The sequence below is a fragment of the Streptomyces platensis genome, assembly GCF_008704855.1.
GTDB lineage: Bacteria > Actinomycetota > Actinomycetes > Streptomycetales > Streptomycetaceae > Streptomyces > Streptomyces platensis.
The window spans coordinates 1114322-1138686 of the sequence record NZ_CP023691.1 but is presented as its reverse complement, the minus strand read 5'-3'; the positions used below and the strand labels follow the sequence as shown (position 1 = coordinate 1138686).

Below are 24365 nucleotides of genomic sequence, written 5' to 3'. Positions count from 1 at the left end.
TCCAGATGCTGAGGGCGTTCTGGTCTGTGGCGCTCCCGGGGCACGGCAAGCCCTGGGTGCAACCTAGGCATATTTCGGATTCAGAGAAAAGGCCCGGCTGTGAGGTGTGGATCGGTGCAGCGCTGAGCGCCGGTAGGTGACCGGGCGCAGCTGAATGAAGAGCCGGCGACGGGACGAGGCCGTGGCCGTGGTGGTGGTGCAGAAGTTGGCCCAAGAAGTCTTGGCGCCGGGCTGTGCCGTGCGAGGGCGGCCGCTCCGGGAGATCGTCGGAGCCGACGATCTCGATACTTCTCTCACAGGGGCCCGTCGACAATCAAGTGAAATAGACCTGACGGACGTCAGGGGGCCGGCGAAGTGCGGCAGCCGTGGGCGGGGCCGCCGCGCTCAGCCCCTGTACAGCTCCGGGCGGCGGTCGCTGAGGTAAGTCGTGGTGCGGCGCGCCGAGGCCAGGGTGGTGGGGGCCGCCTCGCCGAACAGCAGCTGGTCCCCGTCGCAGGCGGCGGCAGGGTCGAGGCACTCCACCGTGCCGTCCGGGGCGGCGATCGTGGTGCGGCCGCAGAAGCGGAGGCCGCCGTGCTCGCCGGTCCAGTTGGCGTAGGCGACGTAGAGCTGACTCTCGAAGGCGCGGGCGGGCACGAGGGTCCGGGCGACGAAATCCCAGGGGCTCATCAGGCCCGTGGGGACCAGCAGCAGATCCGTGCCCGCGAGCGCGTGGGCCCGTACGGCCTCGGGGAACTCGACGTCGTAGCAGATCAGCATGCCCACCGTCAGGCCGCCCAGGGAGGCCTGGACCACGCCGCTGTCTCCAGGGGTGAACAGCTCGTGCTCGGCCCGGCCGTAGAGGTGTGCCTTGCGGTAGACGGCCAGCGGTCGCCCGTCCCGGCCGACGAGCCGCACCGCGTTGTAGAGGTGTGCACCGTCCCGCTCGGGCCAGCCGTACGCCATCGCGATGCCGGCTTCCCGGGCGATCTCGGAGACCGCGGTGCACTGCGGGCCTTCCGTGGTGCCGGCCGACTGCGCGAGGGCCGCGGGCTGGAGCGGATAGCCGCCGATGGTCATCTCGGGAGCGAGCAGCAGCTCGGCGCCCTCGGCGGCCGCCTTGCCCGCGGCGTCCCGCAGCCTGTCGAGGGTCTGCGGGAAGTCCGTCGGGCCACAGACGGTCTGAAGGCAGGCGATCTTCACTGCGTACGTCCTCCGGGGGTGACACCCGCCGGCAGTGCCGGCGCCGCCGGCGGCGACCTCACCGGCCGCGGGCCCGGGCGAGATGCTCCAACTGCCGTTTGTCCGGCTTGCCGTTGCGGTTGAGCGGGAAGTGTTCGAGCACGACAACTCGGTCGGGGTGCTCGTAGGCCGCCAGGATGCCACAGAGCCGCTCGCGCCAGTACGCGTCCTCCTGGCCCTCGTCGTCCTCCACGAAGAAGACGAGCTGGGCGCCACGCCGCTCGTCGGGCAGGGCGACGATCCTGACGGAGCAGCCCTGCGCCGCCACACTGCGTTCGATCAGCTCGGGGTAGAGGGTGTAACCCTTGCGGTGCACCGCGTATTTGCGGCCGAGGACGATCAGATTGCCGTCCGCGTCGAGCCGGCCGAGATCGCCGGTGCGCTGCCAGCCCTGGGGGGCGGGCTGGAGGGTGCCGTCCTCGGCGAGGTACCCCTCCAGTGCGTCGGGGGTGTTCACCTCCACCTCGCCGGGCTCGCCCGCGGGGACCGCCCGGCCCTCGTCGTCGACGACGCGCACCCGGATACCGTCCATCGGCTGCCCGCACGCCACCGGGTTGTCCGGCGTCGCGAAGGCGATATTGCCCAGTTCCGTGCTGCCGTAGCTGTCCAGCAGCGGCCGCCCGAACTCCGCCTCGTACTGGCCGACCAGCGGATCGTCCAGCGGCGCCGCGCCGACGCAGAACATCCGCGCCCGCGCCAGCCCGGGGCGCAGACTCGGCTTCCGCGAGGCGAGGTTGAGCATGCTGCGGTAGCTGGACGGCGTGGCGTCGATGACCGTGGCTGCTGACTCCTCCGCCATCAGCAGCGCACGGTCCAGCCGGCGGTACGGGGCGATCACCAGCGAACACCGCTTCAGCCAGGCGATCAGCACCATGGAGAGGCCGTACTGGTGCGCGAACGGCAGCAGCGGCAGCAGGACGTCGTCCTCCCGGTGCCCGACCTGCGCCGCGTTCCGTTCGAGGTTCTTCAGGAACTTGCGGCCCGACTTGACCACGCCCTTGGGGGTGCCGGTCGAGCCGGAGGTCCACATGATCAGGCCGTCGGGGAGCTCGCACCAGGTGTCGGCGGTCAGCCGCTCGCCCGCGACCTGCCGGCCGGCGGCGGACACCAGCAACTCGTAGAGGTGTACGGCTTCCTGGTTGCTGTCGAGCGGTGAGTCCTCGTCACTGAGGACCAGCTTCGTACCGGTCCGCAGGATGATCCGCCGGGTCGGCTCCGCATGCTCCTGCTGGTCGACCAGCACGATCGAGGCGCCTATGTGCATCAGCCCGAGCAGCGTCGCCACCCAGGCGGGTGAGTTGCCGGCCTTGAGCATGACCCGGTCTCCGGGGCCGACGCCCCGCTCGCCGAGCACCTGCGCGATGCGAAGTGCGTCGTGCTCGAATTCGGACAGGGTCCGCACCGAGTCAGGGGCAAAGATCTTTGCGTTCACTGGTCGCACGCTTCCTTCCTCGTGGGCAGACCTCACATGCGGCATCACTACGGAAACCAGTGGGAGCCGCCCAGCCGACAGGGCAGGGCACGTGCCTCACCTACGGCGAGTCTGGAAGCGGGGGCGCGGGGAGGGAACCCTTATCCGCACCCCTAAGGTCCCTTCTCTTGCCGCCCCGGACTCGGGACGTTCCGGTCGGAATTCCGTTGCGGGCCGGGCCTACCAGGGACGTTGCACAGGGCGCACCGCGGGGATCGGCGCCGCTGCGAGAAGGCGTCCGGCGAACGTGGGGGAGCGGCGTGGGCGCGGTCGCGTTCGCCGTGGTCTGCCCCCCCCCGTCACCGCGGCGTTCGAGGTGCCGCGGAGGGCAGCATGCTCGATCTTGGTTTCGCGGGCAATTCCGCCTGCTGGTTTTCTGGCGTGTTCACCTTCCTGCCCGGCGGGCGTGATACGTCGCGCCCCGCTCCACCCCACTCCGGGAATTCCTTTCGGCCATCTTCCACCGCACCGGCTCAGGTGTCCGTGCGCCGCCCCTGGCCTCCTTCGTGGCGTGCCCCGTGGAGACGTCGGTCCGGCGGGGTGAGCTGACTTTTGCGGGTTACTCACGGGTCAGTTCTTGTACTTACTCTGGGTAGCTCCTCGTGTGCGAGTGTCAAGGCAGTCAAGTGCCGCCACGCCAACTCGCGTCGCGCTGCTGCGGATTGCGCTGATGGGTGGGGTGGTCACGGTGTGATGGTGCGGAGAAGTTCCCGCCGGCCGCTGGTGTCCGCGCGCTGCCGCTCGTCCGCGGAGGCCTGTGCGGAAGTTTCGGCCCGTGGGCTGTGCTGATGGCGCGCGACCCCCAATTGGTTGCTCAAGCGCACTTTTACGTGACTCATACTCAGGAGGCCTTGCGGAAGGCCCAGGAGGCCGAGAAGCGTGGTCGGTGCTTCGCGTGAACATCTGGCGGCGCCGTGTCGTCGACCGCCGGTGGAAGCGGTTGTTCCGGTGGTTGAACGGGGTGTTCCGGATGGCTCGGCCGGTTCGTGTTTGTGCAGGCAGTGACAATGCAGACTGCGGAATCATGAATTCCGTGCCGGTGTGGCGGCACCCGGAATCTGAAATTCCGCGGCAGTCGGGCCCGGATCGGATTGCGAAATTCGCGCGAATGGCACGCCGGCCGGTGGCGTACACTTAGTCGCCTCCATGTGACTGTCGTCACACCGGACCGGCTTGAACCCCAGGGGTGTGATCGTTCATATTATTGACGGTAGTGCCTTTGCGACATGAAAACGCCTACTTTAACTCCTCTTGATATTCTCTGCTTCGGATTTCAAGTGTACGTTTCCGGCATTCGGGGGGTCGTGATGTCTCGCGGAAATCCGCTTTCCGGGTGCTTGCTGGTGGGGAATTCCACCCCCGTGATGAGCGGCATGCGGCCGTGGAATATCTCCTCCGGCGGCGATGTTGTCTTCTTGCTCGTTGCGATTCCTGAAATGCGATATTGACTCCTGAGTCAAGTTTTACAACTTTGGTTGACAACGTTTGCCTAATTGGCTAGGCGGTGAGATTTCATCCGCGTACCAGGGTGAAATCAACACTTCTTCATTGCTGGATCCTTATGCATCATGCGCACTCCGAGGATCCGGATTGGCGGGGTGTCCTGTTTTCAGACGGCGGGAAAATGTTGATGACTGTGAGCGTTCCGGTGAGCGGCGTGGCAATCGCGCCGTCCGGCACTGCCGTCGTTCAAGTGAATCTTGTGGGGAATGTGCATTGCCTCGGGCAGGAGAGGTGCGCTCGGGGTTCTTCTTCGGGGAGGAAGAGCTGCATGGGGTTAGTGGAACGAGAAGCAGTGATGTCGGAGCTACGCGCCGCATTGAGTGACAGCGCCAAAGGGTGCGGCAAGGTAGCGGTGATACGAGGGGGAATCGCCAGCGGTAAGACTGCCCTGCTCAGGGCGTTCGAGGAGCATGCGGTGGCCGCCGGCGCCACGCTGTTGCGGGCCTCGGGCGCGCCCAGTGAGCAATCGCTCCGCTTCGGTGTGATCGAGCAGTTCCTCAGCGGGGCGACCGCCCCGCCGGAAGCCACCGAGTCGCTGTCCCACCTGGCCGGCCTGACCACGCCCCAGGTGGGGGGCGAAGCACCGTCCTCTGCGCAGTCCGGGACCAGGGCCGCGCACGACCTGTGCGTCGGGCTGCTCGAACTGAGCAGGCAGGGGCCGTTGGTGATCACCGTGGACGATCACCAGTTCGCTGACAGCGCCTCGCTGCAAGTGCTGACGTACCTCCAGCACCGGATCGGCACCGCGCGGGTGATGCTGCTGCTCAGCCAGGGGACCGAAGCGCCGTCCGAGCTGGTGGCGGAGGCGCTCAGGCAGCCGTACGCGCGGCAGTTCACGCTGTCCCCGTTGTCCCCGGAGGGGGTCGGGCAGCTTCTCGCGCAGCGGCTGGACTCCCTGGTCGCCGATCAGCAGGCACCCGGCAGTTATGCCGTGACCGGTGGCAACCCCCTGCTGACGCACGCCCTGATCGACGACAGTCTGGCGCCGGACCAGGAGGCGGCCGCCGGAGCGGCGGTCGAACCGGTCGCCGGGCAGGCCTTCACCAGGGCCGTGCTGGCGATCCTGCGCCGCGGCGGCCCGCAACTGCTGCGCACGGCGCGGGCGGTCGCGGTGCTGGGCGAGTTCGCCGCCCCCGCGCTGCTGGCCCGATTCCTGGACGTGCGGCCGTCGGTCGTGGGCGGTGCGCTGGAAACCCTGGAACTGGCGGGGCTGACCACCGACGCCCAGTTCCGCTACCACGGCACCCGGACCGCCGTACTGGACGAACTCACACCCGAGGAGCGTTCCGCACTGAACCGCCGCGCGGCCGAGCTGCTGCACCACGATGGCGTGGCGCCTTCGGACGTGGTGGGTTACCTGCTGGCCGCCGGTGAGGCCGACGAGCCCTGGGCCGTCCGGGTGCTGCACGCCGCCGCCGACCAGGCGCTGGCCCACGCGGAGCAGGCGCTGGCGGGCGGCAAGGTGGCGGAGGCCGTGCAGTACCTGGAGTTCGCCAGCCGCTCCTGCGGCGACGAGCACAAGCGCGCCATGCTCACCGCCCGGCTCGCCTGGGTGCAGTGGACGATCAGCCCCGCGGCCGCGACCCGGCACCACGGGCCCTTGCAGACGGCGCTGGAGAAGGAGTTGCTCAGCGGCCGCGAGGTGATGCGGCTGGTCCGTTCGCTGGCATGGCACGGCCGCCCCAAGGAAGCGGTGCGCGCGCTGGAATGCCTGGACGCCCTGCCCGAGGGGGACGGCTCCCGCGATCCGGCCGAACGAAGACTGACCCGCCAGTGGCTCGCCCGCTGGTATCCGCAGATCTTCGCCCAGGTCGAACGGCACGCCGCGATGGCCGAACCCATGAGTTCCCCGGGCCCGGTGCGCCGGCCGCACACCGCCGTTCTTCCCCGTGGCACCGCACCCGCCCCGGCCGTGGACGGGCCCGAGCAGGTGCTGCAAAGGGCCCGGGTCCGGGAGACTCCGCTGGCATCGGTGATCTTCGCGCTGCATGAACTCCTCGCTGCCGAGCGGTTCGAGCGCGCGATGTACTGGTGCAATGAGCTGCTTCAGAAGGCGGAGGGCCAGCACGCCGCCGCATGGCGCGGTGTGCTGCTGGACACCAGGGCCGCGGTCAGCCTCCGGCTCGGTGATCTCGCCGATGCGGAACGGGACGCTAGCAGCGCCTTGACGGCCCTCTCCGCACGGAGCTGGGGCGTGGCGATCGGTTCCCCGCTGTCTCACGCGATACATGCCGCGACGATGCGCGGCCACTTCGACCGGGCCGAGGCACTTCTCCACCAGATGATCCCGCAGTCCATGATGGACACCCGTTACGGCCTCCAGTACCGGACGGCGCGGGGGCATTTCCATCTCGCGACGGACCGGCCACATGCCGCGCTGGAGGATTTCGAGGCCGTAGGTGATCTCGTGGTCAAGTGGAAGCTTGATCACCCGATGACTCTGCCCTGGCGCGGGGACCTGGCCCAGGCCCTGGTCCGGGTGGGTCAGACCGACCGGGCCAGGGAGCTCATCAAGGATCAACTACGCATGATCGGGCCGGACTCCACCCGGATGCGCGGGATCTCCCTCGGCATCCTCGCCTCGGTCAGCGACCTCAAACAGCGACTGCCGCTGCTCGGCGAGGTGGTCGATCTGTTGCAGGCCGGCGGGGACCGCTACCAGCTGGCCCAGGCGTTCGTCGAACTCGGTCAGGTCTGGCAGATCCTCGGCAAACTGGACCGCGCCCAGCTGATCCGGCGGCGCGCGCTGCAACTCGCCAAGAGCTGCCATGCCGAGCAGTTGTCCCATCAGCTGCTCGCCACCAGGGAGCCGCTGAACAGCGAGCCGGCCACGAGCCAGTGGGAGGACGCCGAAGGCATGGCCGTGCTGAGCGAGGCCGAACGCCGGGTCGCCGCGCTCGCCGCGCTGGGGCGGACGAACCGGGAGATCGGCCGGAAGCTGCACATCACCGTGAGCACCGTGGAACAGCATCTGACGAGGGTGTACCGGAAGCTGAACATCAAGCGCCGGGCGGATCTGCCGGTCGGGCTTCCGGCGGACATCGCGGATATCGCCTGACCGACGGGCACCCGGCGCCAACTGCCGGTCACCGTATGGGAGTCGGAGCCGCGTGCCACTACGGGCGCGGCGGACGGCTTCCTCAGACATCGGCACGCAGACACACCGTGTCCAGCGGCACGTCCAGCGGCTTGAGCGTTCCGCAGGGCGGTGCGTCGGCGCCCCAGTCGGCCGGGTCCGGCAGCGCCAGCGTGCCGTCCTCCTGGGGGCGGGCGAAGGTCACCCCGTGCGCGCCGACGGCGTCCGCCAGCTCGACCAGCCACCGGGTCGCGGCGTTCCCCGGCGGGGGCGGGATGACGCGGGTGTACAGCTGGGTGGGCAGCCCGGCCGAGGCCATGGCACGGGTACCGGAGACCAGGCGTCTGAGTCGGTGTTCGCGCTCGCCGGGCCCTAATCGGTGCCGTCCGGTGACCGCGGTGTCCACGCAGATGCGCAGTGCGTCGACACAGTCGGCGAGCGCCTCCGCGTGGCGCTCGGCCGGGACGCGTTCGGTGGTGAGGCTGACCGTGCAGCCGTCGTCGGTGAGATGGCCGGCGATATCGGTGAGATCGGGGGTGGGCAGCGGATCGACCTCGTGCAGGTCCACGGTGAGCAGCCCGGCGCAGGCCAGCGCGCGCGCCGCCCGGCGGTGCACAGAGTCCGCGGGCACCCACGCGGGGGACGGATCGCGCTGTACCACCGGGGACCAGCGCACCCCGAGGGCCGACGAGCCGCCCAGCGCGGCCAGGTCGGCCACGGGGTGTGCGGCGACCTCACTCGCCCGCAGCATCGTGCGGCCCACCGTGATCAGCTGGTCCCGGTGATGGGTCGTACCGGTCAGGGGGTCATGCACGACGAGGTGACCGGCGCAGACGCCGACGCCGTAGACCCGGGCCGGTGCGACGGCTGCACCGCGCGACGACCGCATCGAATACCTCCTGGCGATGAGGGAGGGGAGTCGGTATGGACCTTTGCGCATCGTGAATCGTCGTATGCAGAAAATATGCCGTGGCGGTCCATTCCGTGAATCAAGCTACGGCCACACGACGGGTGGAGCTACCTCTACCCCGGTTACCCGATATCTCATTCCTTACCGCGGAGAGAGGGGCCGGACTCCGCGGACAAAGTGCCGGTGGCGGCTTCACCTGGCCATCCTCGGAGGGGCCAAGGCGCCTTTTCCAGCCAGGTGTTGGGACTTGTGGCGGACCGCGGGCGGCGATCCGGACGGCCGTGCGGAAGGGGCTGATCCGCTCCGGGGCGCGTCACGGATATGCCCCGGATCGTGGATAGCGCGCGGGCGCCGGGAATTGAGGATCGATTCCCGGCCAATGCCTCCCTATTGAGGCCAGGGGTGTCGGCCAAAAGAAACCGGGAACCGCTGCCTCCGGTCGGTATTGTGGCAGGCGGCGAACGCTCCCGCGGGGGGCATCGGAAACACGGGGAGAGCGATGTTCGGACGGCACCTCTGGGCGCCCCTGCGCGGCCTTGTGCTCTTCGGGCTGGGACTCACCGCCGGCCCGATGCTGGCCGCCGTCGGCCTCGGCACGCTCTTCGGCATCCAGTCGCTCGCCCAGTGGTACCGCGATCCGCTCAATGTCTACCGCACCCTCGCCGGCCGGTGGTGCGGGGTGGACATCCCGGTGCCGTACCAGCCCCCGCCGCCGCCACCCGAACCCGAACCCGACGGCTGGTACCGCTACAAGAACCGGCTCTACCTGACCCCGAAGAAGCTCTCCTACGAACGGCGCTGGGACTGGCTGGTCAAGGACCCGGCCACCTCCCGGGACATCCTGTGGATGCTGATCAATCCCGTCGCCGGCAGCGTCACGGCGCTGCTGCCGCTCACCCTGGTCGTGGTGGGCGCCACCGCCCCGTGGTACTGGCCCGGACACCCCGGGATCACCGTCCCGGTCGCTGCGGCGACGGCACTGGCCGGCTTCGGATTCGGGCCGGTCCTGCTCCATCTGCACGGGCGCTGGACCTGCCAACTCCTCGCGTCCGCCGCCGACTCCGGAATACGCCGTGCGCTGATCCGGATCGGCCGTGGGGGGCTCGCCACCTGGCGGCTGGCCCTGACCGCCGGACTCGCGGTCACCGAACTGGCCGCCGCCCTCATGCATCTGCTGGCGATGGTGCCGATCCTGCTGTGGGCCTGGCCGACCGTGCTGGTCGCCGGCCGGCAGCTCACCTCCTGGCGCCGGCAGCAGATCCAGGAGTGGACCGGCATCCGGATCGACCGGCCCTATCTGCCCGAACCGGTCCTGCCACCGCCCCGGCCCGACGGCACCTACCAGATCGGCCGCACGCTGTACCGCACCCCGGAGATGGCGCTGCGGTCCCTGCGGTACCGGCAGAACGCCCGGGACCTCGCCACCTGGCGGGACCTGCTCTGGCTGCTGCTCGATCCCGTGGTGGGGGTGCTGCTCGCCGCGGTGCCCGTACTGGTCACCGGATACTGCTTCTTCGGCCTGATCTGGTCCTGGGCCTGGGCGTCGCTGCTTCAGCTCTTCGTCGACTTCCACACCTTCGAAAGCTGGCCCCTGCTGACCCGCGGCGTCCCGGTCCTCGGCGACTACCCGATCGCCACCGCTCCCCTGATCGGTGTGGTCGGCACCCTGACCGGGAGTTTGCTCGCCATCCCGCTGCTGCGGCTGCACGGCCTGTGGAGCTGGCTCCTCCTCGGGCCGACCAAGTCGGCGCTGCTCGGCCGCCGGGTGGACCAGCTCACCGAGACCCGGATGGAGGCCCGGGAAACCCTCTCCTCGGAGCTGCGCCGGATCGAACGGGATCTGCACGACGGGGCGCAGGCGCAGTGGGTGGCCATGGGAATGAAACTCGGCGCCATCGAGGCGCTCATCGAACGCGACCCGGCTGCCGCCAAGACGATGGTCGGGACCGCCAGGGAAGCCTCCGCGAAGGCGCTCATCGAGTTACGCCATCTCATCCGCGGGATCAATCCGCCGGTGCTCGCCGAACGCGGTATCGCGGACGCCATCCGCGGGCTGGCCCTGGACTCGCCGCTCTCCGTCGGTCTGCGGATCGATCTGCCCGGGCGTCCCGAGCGCCCCGTCGAGTCCGCCGCCTATTTCGCGGTGTCCGAACTGCTCACCAATGTTTCCAAACACGCCGAGGCGGGCCGTGTGCACATCGATGTGCGCTACACGGCGAACCAGCTGCGGATCGCGCTCACCGACAACGGGGTCGGGGGAGCCGATCCGGCGAAGGGCAGCGGGCTGCGCGGCGTCCAGCGGCGGCTCGCTACCTTCGACGGAAGTCTCGCCGTGCACAGTCCACTTGGCGGCCCCACCACAGTCACTCTGGAGATTCCGTGCGTGTTGTCCTCGTAGAGGACCTCTACCTGCTTCGCGAAGGTCTGACCCATCTGCTCACCGCGCACGGCTTCGAGGTGGTCTCCGCGGTCGAGACCGGCCCGGAGCTGCTCACGGCCGTGCAGGAGCACCGGCCCGACGTCGCGATCGTGGATGTCCGGCTACCGCCCACGTTCACCGACGAGGGGCTCCAAGCGGCGCACGAGGCCCGCCGGCGGATCCCGGGCCTGCCCGTCCTGGTGCTGTCCCAGCACGTCGAGCAGCTCTATGCGCGCGAACTGCTGGCCGACGGATCCGGTGCCATCGGATATCTGCTGAAGGACCGGGTGTTCAACGCCACGCAGTTCGTGGACGCGCTGCGCCGGGTCGCCGAGGGCGGTACCGCGATGGACCCGGAGGTCATCTCCAAACTGGTGGAGAGCAACGCCCACCAGGAGCCGCTGGGCACCCTGACCGCCCGGGAACGGGAGGTCCTGGAGCTGATGGCCGAGGGCTGTTCCAACGCGGCGGTCTCGCACCGCCTCTACATCAGCGAAGGCGCGGTGAGCAAACACATCGCCAGCGTCTTCGGCAAGCTGAATCTGACCAACTCCAACGACACCAACCGCCGGGTGCTCGCCGTCCTCGCCTACTTGAACAGCGCGAACCTCGACTAGTGGGGGCCTGTGCGAGTCCGGTGGGCCGGTGGCGGTGGGCCGGTGCCGGGGGACCGTACCGCCTCATCGGACCAGCGTCGGGCGGTCCGGTCTCAGGCTGCCCGGCGGCTCCGGAGCATCGGTGGTCCCGGGCGCAGGGCGTTCTTCGGGTTGATCGTGCGGACGTCGAAGGCACGGACGGTGCAGTTCAGCCGGTGGAACATGTCATCGGCGCCGGTGACATGGAGCGTTTCCACGCCGAGACCGACCATCGAGGTCACCATGGCCGGCCAGTGGATCGCCCGGTCGAAGGTGTCCAGCAGCATGGTCCGCATCGCCTCGGCGGAGTCCACCACCGTCCCGTCGGCGTCCGAGATGACGGGGAGCCGGGGCGCCTTGATCCGGTACTTGGTGAAGACCTCGGCCTCCGCCTTGCGGCGCAGTGCGCCGAACGCACGGGCGTGCACCGGCGGGCGCATGGTGTACATCGAGTATCCGCCGAGGGCCCGCACCGCCCGGATGAACTCCTCCAGCCGGGATTCGGGCAGGGACACCATGTAGAACCCGCGGTCCAGCTCGCCGGATATCTCGAACCAGTCGCCCCGCGCCCGCATTTCGTCCAGCAGGGCGTGGAACTCCTCGTCCGGGACGCGGTAAACGGCGTGGGTCACCACGTCCGAGTGCTCGGTGGTGAAGTACTCCTTCTCGCAGCGCGCCAGCTCCGCCGTCATCCGTACGACATCGGGGAAATCGAGCGAACCGGCGTACGCGGCCGCCGCCTTCTGGCCGAAGCTGGCCCCGGCACAGACGTCCGGCCGCATGCCGAACCGGTCCTCGGCCCGGTCCGCGGCGGCGAGCGAAGCGATCAGAAAGGCCAGCTGGGCGTACTCGGAGTAGTCGGCGCCGGCGTCGTGGAACCGTTCCAATACGGAGAAGCCGAGCACCTCATCGGCGACCGTGAGCCGGGTGCGGGCATACCGGTCGAGCACCAGGAACCGGCCGGCGCTCGCGAAGTCGAACCGGCCCATGCCGGGGAACAGCACGGCGGTCCGCGGCGCCGTCCCGGAGGCCCGCGCGACGGCCGGCGCCATGGGGGAGTCCCCGGTGTGCGCTTCAGTCTGCCCCATGGTCAGGCACACACCTTTTTCAGTGCTTTGATGTTGGTGACGGTTCCCTTGACCCATACCGCCACCCGGCCGAAATCGCGGGCGGCCTCGGCTCGTGCCATGCCGTATTGGTGAGCGACCTCGCGCATGGCCTTCGCGACATCGCGGTCATGTACGTTCTTCGCCAGCTCGCGTAATTCCTTGCCCTTTTTCTCGTAGTCCTCGGCCTTCTTCGGATCCGGCACCAGATCGACGATCCGTAGTGCCTTCACACAGGCCGACGCTTTGTCCTTGAGATCGGACGCTTTATCGGAATGCCCCTTGTCCGTGCATCCCGCGGTCAGCAGTACCACTGCTAACGCGAGGACACCGACGCGGGCCGCCCCCCTGGGCATATGAATCCTCCCCATGTCTCGTGCCGCGGTCGTCAACACCGTTCCGGATGACGGCCCCAGCGGCTTCAGCGTATCCGGTCCGCTCCTCGCCTGTCACCGATGTGATGCGCAATCAGACGTCGGTGCATGGCGCAAAAATAAGGGGTTCGCGGCTACTGGATAGGGGTAGCCGACGCGCGGACCCCGGCTCTAACCTGACAGCCGCAAGAGAAGCGGGATTCCGTGCGCTTCGCTCGTTCCCCCGGTCCTGGTGCCCAGGGGCCGCCCATGTGCCCGATGCCGCTGTGAGCAGGGGAAATGGCCGCGCCAGCACTGCTGAGCGGTACGGCCGTGGGGCGGCCGGCGGGCCTGGAGCACGCGGGAGCCGCGGCCGGTATTTCGCCACCCGACCTTCCTTGCGACCCGTATCCACGCGCGGAACTTCTCCGCTTCACACCCGTACACCGGGTAATTCACCGCGACCCTGACCGGACCGCCGGTATCAACCCCTGATCAGCCCTCATCGCCCCACCCTTATCCCAGGGTTGCGCGATATCCCTTAGGGGACGGCTAGGGGTTGGAGTACCCACCGGCGATTCCGTAGCGTGGCCCGCAGTGAGTCGAAGGGGGATCTGTCGAGCTTGGAATTCTTGGGAAGCCGACTGCTCGGCCTCAATGCGCGCCCTCATCAGGGCGAATGATGCGGCGCCCGGCGCGGCAGGGGCTGCCGCCGCCGTGTGCGCCGTACCGGTGTCGTGGCGTTCGGTGTCTTTCGGTGTCATCGACGTAAAGGTCCTCCGACCGATTCAGTGGAGTGGAATACGGTGGCGAACAACGAGGGAAAGCTGCTCGAGTACCTCAAGCGGACAACGGCTGAGCTTCGGGATACCCGGGCACGGTTGACCGAAACCGAGCGGAAAGAGTCCGAGCCGATCGCCATCGTAGGAATGGCGTGCCGTTATCCCGGTGGGGTGTCCTCGCCGGAGGAACTGTGGGACGTGGTGTCCGCCGGGACCGACGGCGTCTCGGAGTTCCCCGTCGACCGCGGCTGGGACGTGGACTCGCTGTACCACCCCGACCCCGAGCACATCGGCACCTCGTACACCCGGGAGGGCGGATTCCTCCACGGGGCGGCGGAATTCGACCCGGGGTTCTTCGGCATCTCCCCGCACGAGGCGGTGGCCATGGACCCCCAGCAGCGGCTGCTGCTGGAGGTGTCCTGGGAGGCCATCGAACGCGCCGGAATCGACCCGACCTCGCTGCGGGGCAGCAAGACCGGCGTCTTCACCGGCGTGATGTACCACGACTACGGCTCCGGCGTCTCCGGCGTCGCCGAGGACATCGCGGCGTTCCAGGGCAACGGTGCCGACTCCAGCGTCGTCTCGGGCCGGGTGGCCTACCTCTTCGGCCTGGAGGGCCAAGCGGTGACGGTGGACACCGCCTGCTCCTCCTCCCTGGTGGCGCTGCACTGGGCGATTCAGGCGCTGCGAGCCGGCGAATGCAGCATGGCGCTGGCCGGCGGGGTGACCGTGATGTTCACCCCGGAGACCTTTATCGACTTCTCGCGGCAGCGCGGCCTCGCGGCGGACGGCCGCTGCAAGTCGTTCGCGGCGGCCGCCGACGGCACCGGCTGGGGCGAGGGCGCCGGTGTACTGCTGGTGGAGCGGCTGTCCGATGCCCGGCGCAACGGGCACCCGGTCCTTGCCGTGGTGCGGGGCTCCGCCGTCAACCAGGACGGCGCGAGCAGCGGGCTGACCGCGCCGAACGGCCCCGCGCAGCAGCGGGTGATCCGGCAGGCGCTGGCCAACGCCCGGCTGTCCACGGGTGAGGTGGACGCGGTGGAGGCCCACGGCACCGGCACACGGCTGGGTGACCCGATCGAGGCACAGGCACTGCTGGCCACGTATGGACAGGACCGGCCGGAGGAGCAGCCGCTCTACCTGGGCTCGATCAAATCGAACCTCGGGCACACCCAGGCCGCCGCGGGCGTGGCCGGGGTGATGAAGATGGTCCTCGCCATGCGGCACGGGATGCTGCCGAAGACCCTCCACGTGGACGAGCCCTCGCCGCATGTGGACTGGTCGGCCGGCTCGGTGGAGCTGCTCACCCAGGAACGCGCGTGGCCGGACTCCGGCCACCCCCGCCGGGCGGGCGTCTCCTCCTTCGGCATCAGCGGCACCAACGCGCATGTCCTACTGGAGCAGGCACCGGAGCTGGAGCCGGCGTCGGAGTCGGAGCCGGCGTCGGAGTCGGAGCCGGATGACGCGCCGCCGACGGCCCCGGAGGACGGAGCGGACCTACCGGCCACCGCGGCGTCCGGGACCGGGCTGGTCCCCTGGATGCTGTCCGCCCGCTCCCGCGAGGCACTGGCCGCACAGGCCGGGCGCCTGGCGTCCCATGTGGCGTCCCGCCCCGAACTGGACCCGGTCGACATCGGCTTCTCGCTGGTGACCACGCGCGCCGCACTGGACTACCGCGCGGCGGTGACCGGCACCGGCCGCGACGAACTGCTCGCCGCACTCCGGGCACTGGCTGAGGGCACCGACCAGCCGCGGGCCGTGAGCGAGGGACGGCTGGCCACGCTGTTCACCGGCCAGGGTGCCCAGCGGCTCGGGATGGGCCGCGAACTCCACGCGGCGTACCCGGTGTTCGCGCGGGCCTGGGACGAGGTGTGCGCGGAGTTCGACGGTCTGCTGCCGCGCCCGCTGACCGAGGTCGTCTGGGCCACGCCCGGCGGCGGCGAGGAGGAGCTCCTCCACCAGACGCAGTATGCGCAGGCGACGCTGTTCGCGCTGGAGGTCGCGCTTTTCCGGCTCGTCGAGTCCTACGGCGTGGTCCCGGACGTGCTGCTGGGCCACTCCATCGGTGAGGTCACCGCGGCCCATCTCGCGGGTGTCTGGTCGCTGTCGGATGCGGCGAAGCTGGTCGCGGCCCGTGGGCGGCTGATGCAGGCCCTGCCGGGCGGCGGCGTGATGGTGTCGGCGGCGGCCTCCGAGGACGAGGTGCGCGCGCTCCTGGAGGGCCGCGAGCAGATCGGCATCGCAGCGGTGAACGGCCCGGCATCGGTGGTGCTCTCCGGTGCCGCGGAGCCGGTGGAGCAGGTGGTCGCGGTACTGGAGTCGCGCGGCCGGAAGGTGAAGGGGCTGCGGGTCAGCCACGCCTTCCACTCGCCGCTCATGGAGCCGATGCTGGCGGAGTTCCGCACCGTCGTCGAGCAACTCACCTACTCCGAGCCCCGGTTGCCGGTGGTGTCGAATGTGACCGGCCGCCTCGCCGACCCCGCCGAACTCCGCGACCCGGAGTACTGGGTGCGGCACGTCCGGGAGGCCGTCCGCTTCCACGACGGCATCCAGGCCGCCCATGCCGACGGCGTCACCACCTTCCTCGAACTCGGCCCCGGCGGCGTGCTCTCCGCCATGGGACGCGACTGCCTGTCCGAGGACGACACCGTCACCTTCCAGCCGAGCCTGCGGGCACCGCTCGCCGACCCCGAGGCCCTGCTGAAGGCGCTGACCGGGCTGTGGACCCGGGGCGTCCGCGTCGACCGGTCCGCCCTGCTGTCCGGCGGACGGCGGGTGGACCTGCCGACCTACGCCTTCCAGCGCGGCCGCTACTGGCTGGAGGGCGCCGCCGGAAGCGCCGATGTGACCTCCGCGGGGCTCGCGGCGGGAAACCATCCGCTGCTCGGCGCGGTGCTGCCGCTGCCCGGCTCCGACGGCTTCCTCCTCACCGGCCGGCTGTCCCTCGCCACCCACCCCTGGCTGGCCGACCATGTCGTCCTGGGCACCGTCGTCCTGCCCGGCTCCGCCCTCGTCGAGCTGGCCGTCCAGGCCGGTGATCAGGCCGGCTGCACGCTGATCGAGGAACTGACGACGCTCGACCCGCTGGTCCTGCCCGCCCGCGGCGGGGTGCGCATCCAGCTCACCGTGGACGCGCCGGACGAGAACGGCCGACGGGAACTCTCGGTGTTCTCGAAGCCCGAGGACGCCGAGGACACCCGGCCCTGGACCCGGCACGCCACCGGTGTCCTCGCCGCCGGGGGCACCGCACCCGCGCCAGCGTTCCCGGAGACCTCCTGGCCCCCGGCCGCCGCCGAACCCCTCATGGTGGAGGGGCTCTACGACGAGCTGGCGGCGACCGGCTTCGGCTACGGGCCGGTGTTCCAGGGCGTCCGCGCGGCTTGGCGGCGCGGCGCGGACCTGTACGCCGAGGTCGCCCTCCCCGACGAGTCGGCCGCCCAGGCGGACGGCTACGGGCTGCACCCCGCTCTGCTGGAAGCCGTGCTCCAGACCCTGAGCCGGGCCGAGTCCGCCACCGACGGCCCCCGGCTGCCCGCTTCGTGGACCGGCTTCCGGCTGCACGCCGTCGGCGCCACCACCCTGCGGGTCAAGATCTCCCCGGCCGGTGCGGACGGCTTCTCCATAATGGCCGCCGACGCGGACAACGCCGTCGTCGCCTCCGTGGACCGGGTCGCCCGCCGCGCCGTGACCGCCGACGAACTCGCCACCGGCGCAAACACCCCGGACTCGCTGTACCGGCTGGACTGGACACCCGTCCCGCCCGCCGAACCGAGCGGCGGCTCCTGGGCGGTACTCGGCGACGATCCCGCCCTCGCCGCCGCCCTGGGCGCCTCCGTCCTCGACCCGGAGGACTCCGACGCCCCGGTACCGGACACCGTGGTGCTGCCGGTCATCGGGGCCACGCCCGACGCGGTGCCCGATGCCGTGCGGGAAACCACCCATCAGCTGCTGGCCCGGCTCCAGTGGTGGCTGGCCGAGGAGCGGTTCGCCGGCACCCGCCTCGTGGTGCTCACCCGCGGCGCGGTCTCGGTGGCCGGGGAACCCGTAGACCTGGTGACGGCACCGGCCTGGGGCCTGGTGCACTCCGCGCAGTCGGAGCACCCCGACCGCCTCGTCCTCGTCGACATCGACGACGACACCCGGTCCCTGGACATGCTGCCCGCCGTGGCCGACGCCGGGGAACCGGAGCTGGCGATCCGCGGCGGTCTCGTCTCGGCACCCCGCCTCGCCCAACTGCCCGCCCCCGAGCGGGAACCGGGGCCGGTGTGGACCGCGGACGGCACGGTGCTGGTCACCGGCGGCACCGGCAGCCTGGGCGCGATCACCGCCCGCCATCTCGTGGCCGACCTCGGCGTCCGGCATCTGCTGCTGACCAGCCGCCGCGGTATGGCCGCCGACGGCGCCGCGGAACTGCGCGACGAGCTGACCGCCCTCGGCGCCCGGGTGACCATCGCCGCCTGTGACACCGCGGACCGGGAGGCGCTGGCCGCCCTGCTGGCCACGGTCCCGGCGGACGCACCGCTGACAGGTGTCGTGCACACCGCGGGCGTCCTGGACGACGGCGTCCTCGCCTCGCTCAACCCGGAGCGCATGGACAAGGTGCTGCGGCCCAAGGTGGACGCGGCCTGGAACCTGCATGAGCTGACCCGCGACCTCGACCTGTCCGCGTTCATCCTGTTCTCCGCCGCGTGCAGCGTCTTCGACGCACCCGGACAGGCGAACTACGTGGCGGCCAACGCCTTCCTCGACGCGCTGGCCGAACACCGCCACGGCCTCGGCCTGCCGTGCGTCTCGCTGGCCTGGGGCCTATGGGCGCAGGACGGCGGCGGGATGGCCGGCGGCCTCGGCGAGAACGACCTGCGGCGGATGGCCCGTAAGGGAATCGTGGCGCAGACCCCCGACGAGGGCATGCGGATGTTCGACGGAGCCGTCCGCTCCGGCGCACCGCTGGTCGTCCCGGTGCGCCTGGACATCAACGTTCTCGCCGTCACCGGCGACTTCCCGCCGATGCTGCACGGCCTGGTACCGTTCCGCCGGCGCACCGCCGCGGTGGCCGGGGCCGGCACCGGCGACTCCCTGCGGGAACGGCTGGCCGGGCTGCCGCAGACCGACCAGGACCGGGCCCTGATGGACCTGGTCACCGCCCAGATCGCCCTGGTCCTGGGATACGCCGGCGGCGGCGCGGTGGAGACCTCCCGCGCTTTCCGGGACCTCGGCTTCGACTCCCTGACCGCGGTCGAATTGCGCAACCGCCTGGACACCGCGACCGGTCTGAGCCTGTCCGCGACCCTGGTCTTCGACTATCCCACCCCCGTCGCCCTGGTCCGGCATCTGCGGGAACAGCTGCTGGGCGCCTCGGCCGCGCCCGTCGCCGTGCGGTCCACCGGGCCGGCGGCCGACGACGACCCCATCGTCATCGTCGGGATGGCCTGCCGATTCCCCGGCCAGGTGGCCTCCCCGGACGACCTGTGGCGCCTGCTGGTCTCCGGCGGCGACGCCATCAGCGACTTCCCGGAGAACCGCGGCTGGGACGTCGAAGGCATCTACGACCCGGACCCCGGCCGCAGTGGAAAGACCTACACCCGCGAGGGCGGATTCCTCTACGACGTCGCCGACTTCGACGCGAGCTTCTTCGAGATCAATCCGCGCGAGGCGCTGGCCACCGACCCCCAGCAGCGGATCCTGCTGGAGACCGTCTGGGAGGCCTTCGAGAACGCCGGCATCGACCCGACCGCCCTGCGCGGCAGCAAGACCGGTGTGTTCGCCGGGGTGAGCTACCACGACTACGCCCCGCCGAGCGGCCAGATCCCCGAGGACCTCGAAGGGTATGTCGGGACCGGCAGCGCGGGCAGTGTCCTCTCCGGCCGGGTCTCCTACACCTTCGGATTCGAAGGCCCCGCCGTGACCGTCGACACGGCCTGCTCCTCCTCACTGGTCGCCCTGCACTGGGCCATCCAGGCGCTGCGCACCGGGGAATGCACCCTGGCGCTGGCCGGTGGCGTATCGGTGATGTCCACTCCGGACACCTTCGTCGACTTCTCCCGGCAGCGCGGCCTGTCCGCGGACGGCCGCTGCAAGGCCTTCGCCGCCGCGGCGGACGGCACCGGCTGGGGCGAGGGCGTCGGCATGGTCCTGGTCGAGCGCCTCTCGGACGCCCGGCGCAACGGCCACACCGTCCTTGCGGTGGTCCGGGGCACGGCGGTGAACCAGGACGGTGCCTCCAACGGCCTCACCGCACCGAACGGCCCCTCGCAGCAGCGCGTCATCGAACAGGCCCTGGCCAACGCGGGGATGACGGCAGATCAGGTCGACGCGGTGGAGGCCCACGGCACCGGCACCACCCTCGGTGACCCCATCGAGGCCCAGGCGCTGATCGCCACGTACGGCCGTGACCGGATCGCCGACCGGCCCCTGTGGCTGGGGTCGATCAAGTCCAACATCGGGCACACCCAGGCCGCCGCCGGTATGGCCGGAGTGATGAAGATGGTGCTGGCCATGCGGCACGGCCTGTTGCCGAAGACCCTGCATGTCGACGCGCCCACCCCGCACGTCGACTGGTCCGCCGGCACCGTCGAGCTGCTGACCGAACTCCGCCAGTGGCCGAAGACCGGTGAACCCTGGCGGGCCGGTGTGTCCTCGTTCGGCATCAGCGGCACGAACGCGCATGTGGTGCTGGAGCAGGCGCCTGCGACTGAGCCGGAGGCCATGGAGCAGGGCGGGGGCGTGCCTTCTGGGGGCGCGTCTGCCGGCCTGGTCCCGTGGGTGCTGTCGGCGCGTTCGGAGCAGGCGTTGGCGGCGCAGGCGGCCCGGTTGGCGTCTTTTGTGGAGGAGCGGCCGGAGGTGGGCCTGGCTGATGTCGGGTTCTCGCTGGTGGCTTCCCGGGCGGTGTTGGAGCACCGGGCCGTAGTGGTCGGCGCTGAGAGGGAGCAGCTGCTGAGTGGCTTGCGTGGGCTCGCTGGTGGGTCTGCCGGTGGCCTGGATGGTGCCGGTGTGGTCCAGGGCAGTGTGGCGGCCACGGCGGCTTCTGGTGCGGTGCTGGTTTTCCCTGGTCAGGGGTCGCAGTGGCTGGGTATGGCGGATGAACTGCTGGCCTCCTCCCCGGTGTTTGCGGGGCGGATGGCTGAGTGTGGTGCGGCGCTGTCGGAGTTCGTGTCCTGGAAGTTGGACGAGGTTTTGTCCGACGGGGACATGTTGGCGCGGGTTGATGTGGTGCAGCCGGTGCTGTGGGCGGTGATGGTGTCGTTGGCTGCGGTCTGGGAGGACTGCGGTGTGGTGCCGTCGGCTGTCGTGGGGCATTCGCAGGGTGAGATCGCGGCCGCTTGTGTGGCGGGGATTTTGTCGCTGCGTGATGGCGCGCGGGTGGTGGCGTTGCGCAGTCAGGCCATCGGTCGGGTGTTGGCCGGGCGTGGTGGCATGGTGTCGGTTGCCGGCTCCCGCGAAGCCGTGCAGGAGCGCATCGCCAGGTGGGGTGACCAGCTGTCCGTGGCCGCCATCAACGGGCCGTCCGCCACGGTCGTTTCTGGTGAGCCCGATGCGTTGCAGGAGTTGTTGGCGGAGTGTGCTGAGCAGGAGGTGCGGGCCCGGAAGATTCCGGTGGACTACGCCTCGCACGGCGCCCAGGTCGAGGAGCTGCGCGAGGAGCTCGCGACGGTTCTGGCCGAGGTGGCGCCTGCTGAAGGCCGTATCCCGTTCTACTCGGCGGTGCATGCGTCAGTCGTCTCGGGCGAGGAATTGGACGCCGGGTACTGGTTCGAGAACCTGCGCAATCCGGTGCGGTTCGAGGAAGCCGTCCAGGCCCTGGTCGCTGACGGGCACGGCGTCTTTGTGGAGTGCAGTGCGCATCCCGTACTGACCCCGGGTATTGAGGACACGGCGCAGGAAGTGGGCAGCCCCGTCGTGGTGACCGGGACCCTGCGCCGAGACGAAGGCGGCTGGCCTCGCTTCGCGCAGTCGCTCGCCCAACTCTGGGCGCATGGCGTCCCGGTGGACTGGAGCACCCTGCTTCCGGCCGGCCGGCGGATCGATCTGCCCACCTACGCCTTCCAGCGGCAGCGCTACTGGCTGGAGACCTCGTCCCGCGCCGGGGATGTGTCCTCCGTGGGGCTGGGCGCGGCGGACCATCCGCTGCTCGGTGCCGCGGTGGCGCTGCCGGACTCGGACGGCTTCTTGTTCACGGGGCGGCTGTCGCTGTCCACGCACCGTTGGCTGGCAGATCACAGCGTGCTGGGCACGGTGCTGGTGCCGGGCACCGGACTGGTCGAACTGGCCATCCGTGCCGGGGATCAGGTGGGGTGCGATCTGCTGGAGGAACTCACTCTGGAGAGTCCGCTGGTCATCGCGCCGACCGGAGGGGTGCAGCTGCGGGTCACCGTCGGTGAGTCGGACGAGAACGGGCGCCGGAACCTCGCGGTGTTCTCCCGTGACGAGGACGCAGCGGCCGACCAGCCGTGGACCCGGCACGCCGCCGGTGTGCTGGCCGTCGGCACCGGCGCGCCGGCCGCGCGCGGTGAGGAGTTCTGGCCGCCTGCTGGTGCGGAGGCCGTTCCGGTGGACGGGTTCTACGAGGAACTCGCCGCGGCGGGCTACGAGTACGGCCCGGTGTTCCAGGGGCTGCGGGCGGCGTGGCGGCGCGGGGAGGACATCTTCGCGGAGGTCGCCCTGCCCGAGGATGCCGTCGGAGAGGCGGGCCGGTTCGGTCTGCACCCGGCACTCCTCGACGCGGTGCTGCACACGGTGGGCCTGGGCGAAGCCCACGGCGACGAGGGGCCGGGGCTGCCGTTCGCGTGGACCGGGGTCCAGCTGCACGCGGTGGGCGCCACCGCGCTGCGCGCCAGGCTGAGCAAGGCCGGTGAGAGCGGTGTGCGGGTCGAGGCGAGCGATGCCACCGGCGCTCCCGTGGCGACCGTCGAGTCGCTGGCGATGCGTGAGGTCTCGGCCGACCAGCTGCGGGCCGCCGGCAGGGGCCGGGACGCGGTCTTCCGGCTGGACTGGACGGAGCTGCCCGGCCTCTCCGGCCGAGCCACCGAGACGTCCATGGCCGTGATCGGGCCCGCCGCCGACGAGTTCGCGGGTTCGCTGCGGGCCGCCGGTATCGAGGCCGGTGTCGCGGCGGATCTGGCGGTGCTCGGCAAGCAGGACACGGTGCCGGAGTATGTGCTGCTGCCGGTACCGGCGGCCGGCGCGGGTGCGGTGCCGGATGCCGTGCGCTCGGCGGTGCACCAGGTGCTGGGGGCGGTGCAGACCTGGCTCGCCGAGAGCCGGTTCGCCGACGCGAAACTGGTGGTCCTCACCCAAGGCGCGGTCTCCCTGTCCGATGGGCTGAGCCCGGATCTCGCGCTCGCCCCCGTCTGGGGTCTGGTGCGGTCCGCGCAGTCCGAGAACCCGGGCCGGATCGTGCTCGCCGACCTCGACGACGAGGCGTCGTCGCTGCGGGCCCTGCCCGGACTGCTGACCGAGGCGGAACCGCAGCTGGCGGTGCGGGGCGGGGTCGCCTCCGCTCCCCGGCTGGCCCGGTTCGGGCCGGTGGATGCCGATCGGGAACCCGTATGGGCTGGTCACGGCACGGTGCTGATCACCGGTGGCGCCGGCATGCTGGCCGGTCTGGTCGCGCGGCACCTGGTCGCCGAGCACGGTGCCAAGCGGCTGATTCTGGCCGGCCGGCGAGGCATCGCTGCCGACGGGGCCGCGCGCCTCCGGGAGGAGCTGACCGCGCTCGGTGCCCACGTGGACGTGGTCGCCTGTGACGCGGCCGACCGGGACGCGCTGGGCGCACTGCTGGCCAGGATTCCGGCGGACGCGCCGCTGACCGGTGTGGTGCACACCGCCGGGGTGCTGGACGACGGACTGATCGGCGCGCTGACCCAGGAGCGGATCGAGACCGTACTGCGGCCCAAGGTCGACGCGGCCTGGAATCTGCACGAACTCACCAAGGACCTGGACCTGTCGGCGTTTGTGCTGTTCTCCTCGGCCTCCGGGGTGCTCGGCGCGCCCGGCCAGGCCAACTACGCGGCGGCGAGCACCTTCCTCGACGCGCTGGCCGAGCACCGGCATGCCCATGGCCTCCCCGCGCTGTCCCTGGCCTGGGGGCTCTGGTCGGAGCGCAGCGACCTCACCAGGAAGCTCACCGACACCGATCTGCGGCGGATGAACCGGGAGGGGCTGCCGCCGATGTCCTCGGAGGAGGGCGTGGCGCTGTTCGACGTGGTGGGTGCCGCCGGAACCCCGGTGGTGATCCCCGTCGCGCTGGACGCCAGGAAGGTCGCGGCGGCCGGGGAGGTGCCCGCGATCCTGCGCGGCCTCGTCCGCGCTCCCGCGCGCCGTACGGTGAGCGCCGGACCGGCCTCGGCGAAGTCCCTGCGCGACCGGCTGGCGGAGGTGCCGACGGCCGAACGCACCGCCGTGGTCCTGGAGTTGGTGCGCAACCACACGGCCATGGTGCTGGGGCACTCCGGTGCCGACATGGTCAGCGCCGATCAGAGCTTCAGCGAGCTGGGCTTCGATTCGCTGACCGCGGTGGAACTGCGCAACGGACTCCACGCGGCGACCGGACTGCGGCTGCCGGCCACGTTGGTATTCGACTACCCGACCTCCACGGCACTGGCGAACCACATTCTCACCGCGCTCGTCGATGACGAACCCGATGCGGTCGCCGCGGCGCTGGCGACCCTCACCAAGCTGGAAAACGCTCTTCTGACGCTGGAAACGGAAAGCCGTGAACGAACGACCATCACGAAACGCCTTGAGCGGGCCTTGAGCAGGTATCGCGACGGCGGCTCGGCAACGGATCAACGCGAGACACACAGCGATATCCGCGATGCCTCCGCCGATGAACTACTGGACTACTTCGACCAGGAGTTCGGAAAGTCCTGATCGCGATTCTGTCCAAAACT

9 protein-coding genes are annotated in these 24365 nt (G+C 70.5%); 4 read left to right on the top strand and 5 right to left on the bottom strand.

Annotation, left to right across the window (positions count from 1 at the left end):
* Nucleotides 1–384: 384 nt before the first annotated feature.
* Both CP981_RS04635 and CP981_RS04630 read right to left on the bottom strand, forming a co-directional pair.
* Nucleotides 385–1182, bottom strand: coding sequence for a carbon-nitrogen hydrolase family protein (locus tag CP981_RS04635; protein ID WP_085928333.1), 798 nt, complete (start codon nt 1180–1182; stop codon nt 385–387).
* Nucleotides 1183–1240: 58 nt separating this feature from the next.
* A complete protein-coding gene (locus tag CP981_RS04630; RefSeq protein ID WP_085928334.1) occupies nt 1241–2653 on the bottom strand; it encodes a class I adenylate-forming enzyme family protein in 1413 nt (470 codons plus the stop codon).
* A gap of 1600 nt (nt 2654–4253) precedes the next feature.
* On the opposite strand from CP981_RS04630, the gene CP981_RS04625 reads away from it, so the two are divergent.
* Nucleotides 4254–7253 carry an AAA family ATPase gene (locus CP981_RS04625; protein ID WP_341873669.1) on the top strand — a complete coding sequence of 1000 codons (3000 nt, stop codon included), beginning with the start codon at nt 4254–4256 and terminating at the stop codon, nt 7251–7253.
* 82 nt (nt 7254–7335) lie between these two features.
* Here the strand turns inward: CP981_RS04625 and CP981_RS04620 are convergent, their stop codons facing one another.
* A complete protein-coding gene (locus CP981_RS04620) occupies nt 7336–8160 on the bottom strand; it encodes a hypothetical protein (protein WP_085928336.1) in 825 nt (274 codons plus the stop codon).
* 520 nt (nt 8161–8680) lie between these two features.
* Between CP981_RS04620 and CP981_RS04615 the strand changes: the two genes are divergently transcribed.
* Together CP981_RS04615 and CP981_RS04610 are read left to right on the top strand one after the other, a co-directional pair.
* A complete protein-coding gene (locus CP981_RS04615) occupies nt 8681–10579 on the top strand; it encodes a sensor histidine kinase (RefSeq protein WP_085928337.1) in 1899 nt (632 codons plus the stop codon).
* Nucleotides 10561–11217, top strand: a complete 657-nt coding sequence (locus CP981_RS04610; protein WP_085928338.1) for a response regulator transcription factor — start codon at nt 10561–10563, stop codon at nt 11215–11217. The genes CP981_RS04615 and CP981_RS04610 overlap by 19 nt, the downstream gene beginning before the upstream one ends.
* Nucleotides 11218–11309: 92 nt before the next feature.
* On the opposite strand, the gene CP981_RS04605 is transcribed toward CP981_RS04610, so the two are convergent.
* Nucleotides 11310–12323, bottom strand: coding sequence for an ACP S-malonyltransferase (locus CP981_RS04605; RefSeq protein WP_244329552.1), 1014 nt, complete (start codon nt 12321–12323; stop codon nt 11310–11312).
* A gap of 2 nt (nt 12324–12325) precedes the next feature.
* Complete coding sequence (locus CP981_RS04600; protein WP_143659070.1) at nt 12326–12697, bottom strand: hypothetical protein; 372 nt, start codon at nt 12695–12697, stop codon at nt 12326–12328.
* An 803-nt stretch (nt 12698–13500) separates the two neighbouring features.
* On the opposite strand from CP981_RS04600, the gene CP981_RS38460 reads away from it, so the two are divergent.
* Complete coding sequence (locus CP981_RS38460) at nt 13501–24345, top strand: SDR family NAD(P)-dependent oxidoreductase (RefSeq protein WP_085928340.1); 10845 nt, start codon at nt 13501–13503, stop codon at nt 24343–24345.
* The last annotated feature ends 20 nt before the right edge of the window (nt 24346–24365 follow it).

Bases quoted from the DNA above. Each gene is read 5' to 3' on its own strand.
- CP981_RS04625 (WP_341873669.1), top strand. From the start codon at position 4,254: ATGCATCATGCGCACTCCGAGGATCCGGATTGGCGGGGTGTCCTGTTT.
- CP981_RS04615 (WP_085928337.1), top strand. From the start codon at position 8,681: ATGTTCGGACGGCACCTCTGGGCGCCCCTGCGCGGCCTTGTGCTCTTC.
- CP981_RS04620 (WP_085928336.1), bottom strand. From the start codon at position 8,160: ATGCGGTCGTCGCGCGGTGCAGCCGTCGCACCGGCCCGGGTCTACGGC.
- CP981_RS04605 (WP_244329552.1), bottom strand. From the start codon at position 12,323: ATGGGGCAGACTGAAGCGCACACCGGGGACTCCCCCATGGCGCCGGCC.
- CP981_RS04600 (WP_143659070.1), bottom strand. From the start codon at position 12,697: ATGCCCAGGGGGGCGGCCCGCGTCGGTGTCCTCGCGTTAGCAGTGGTA.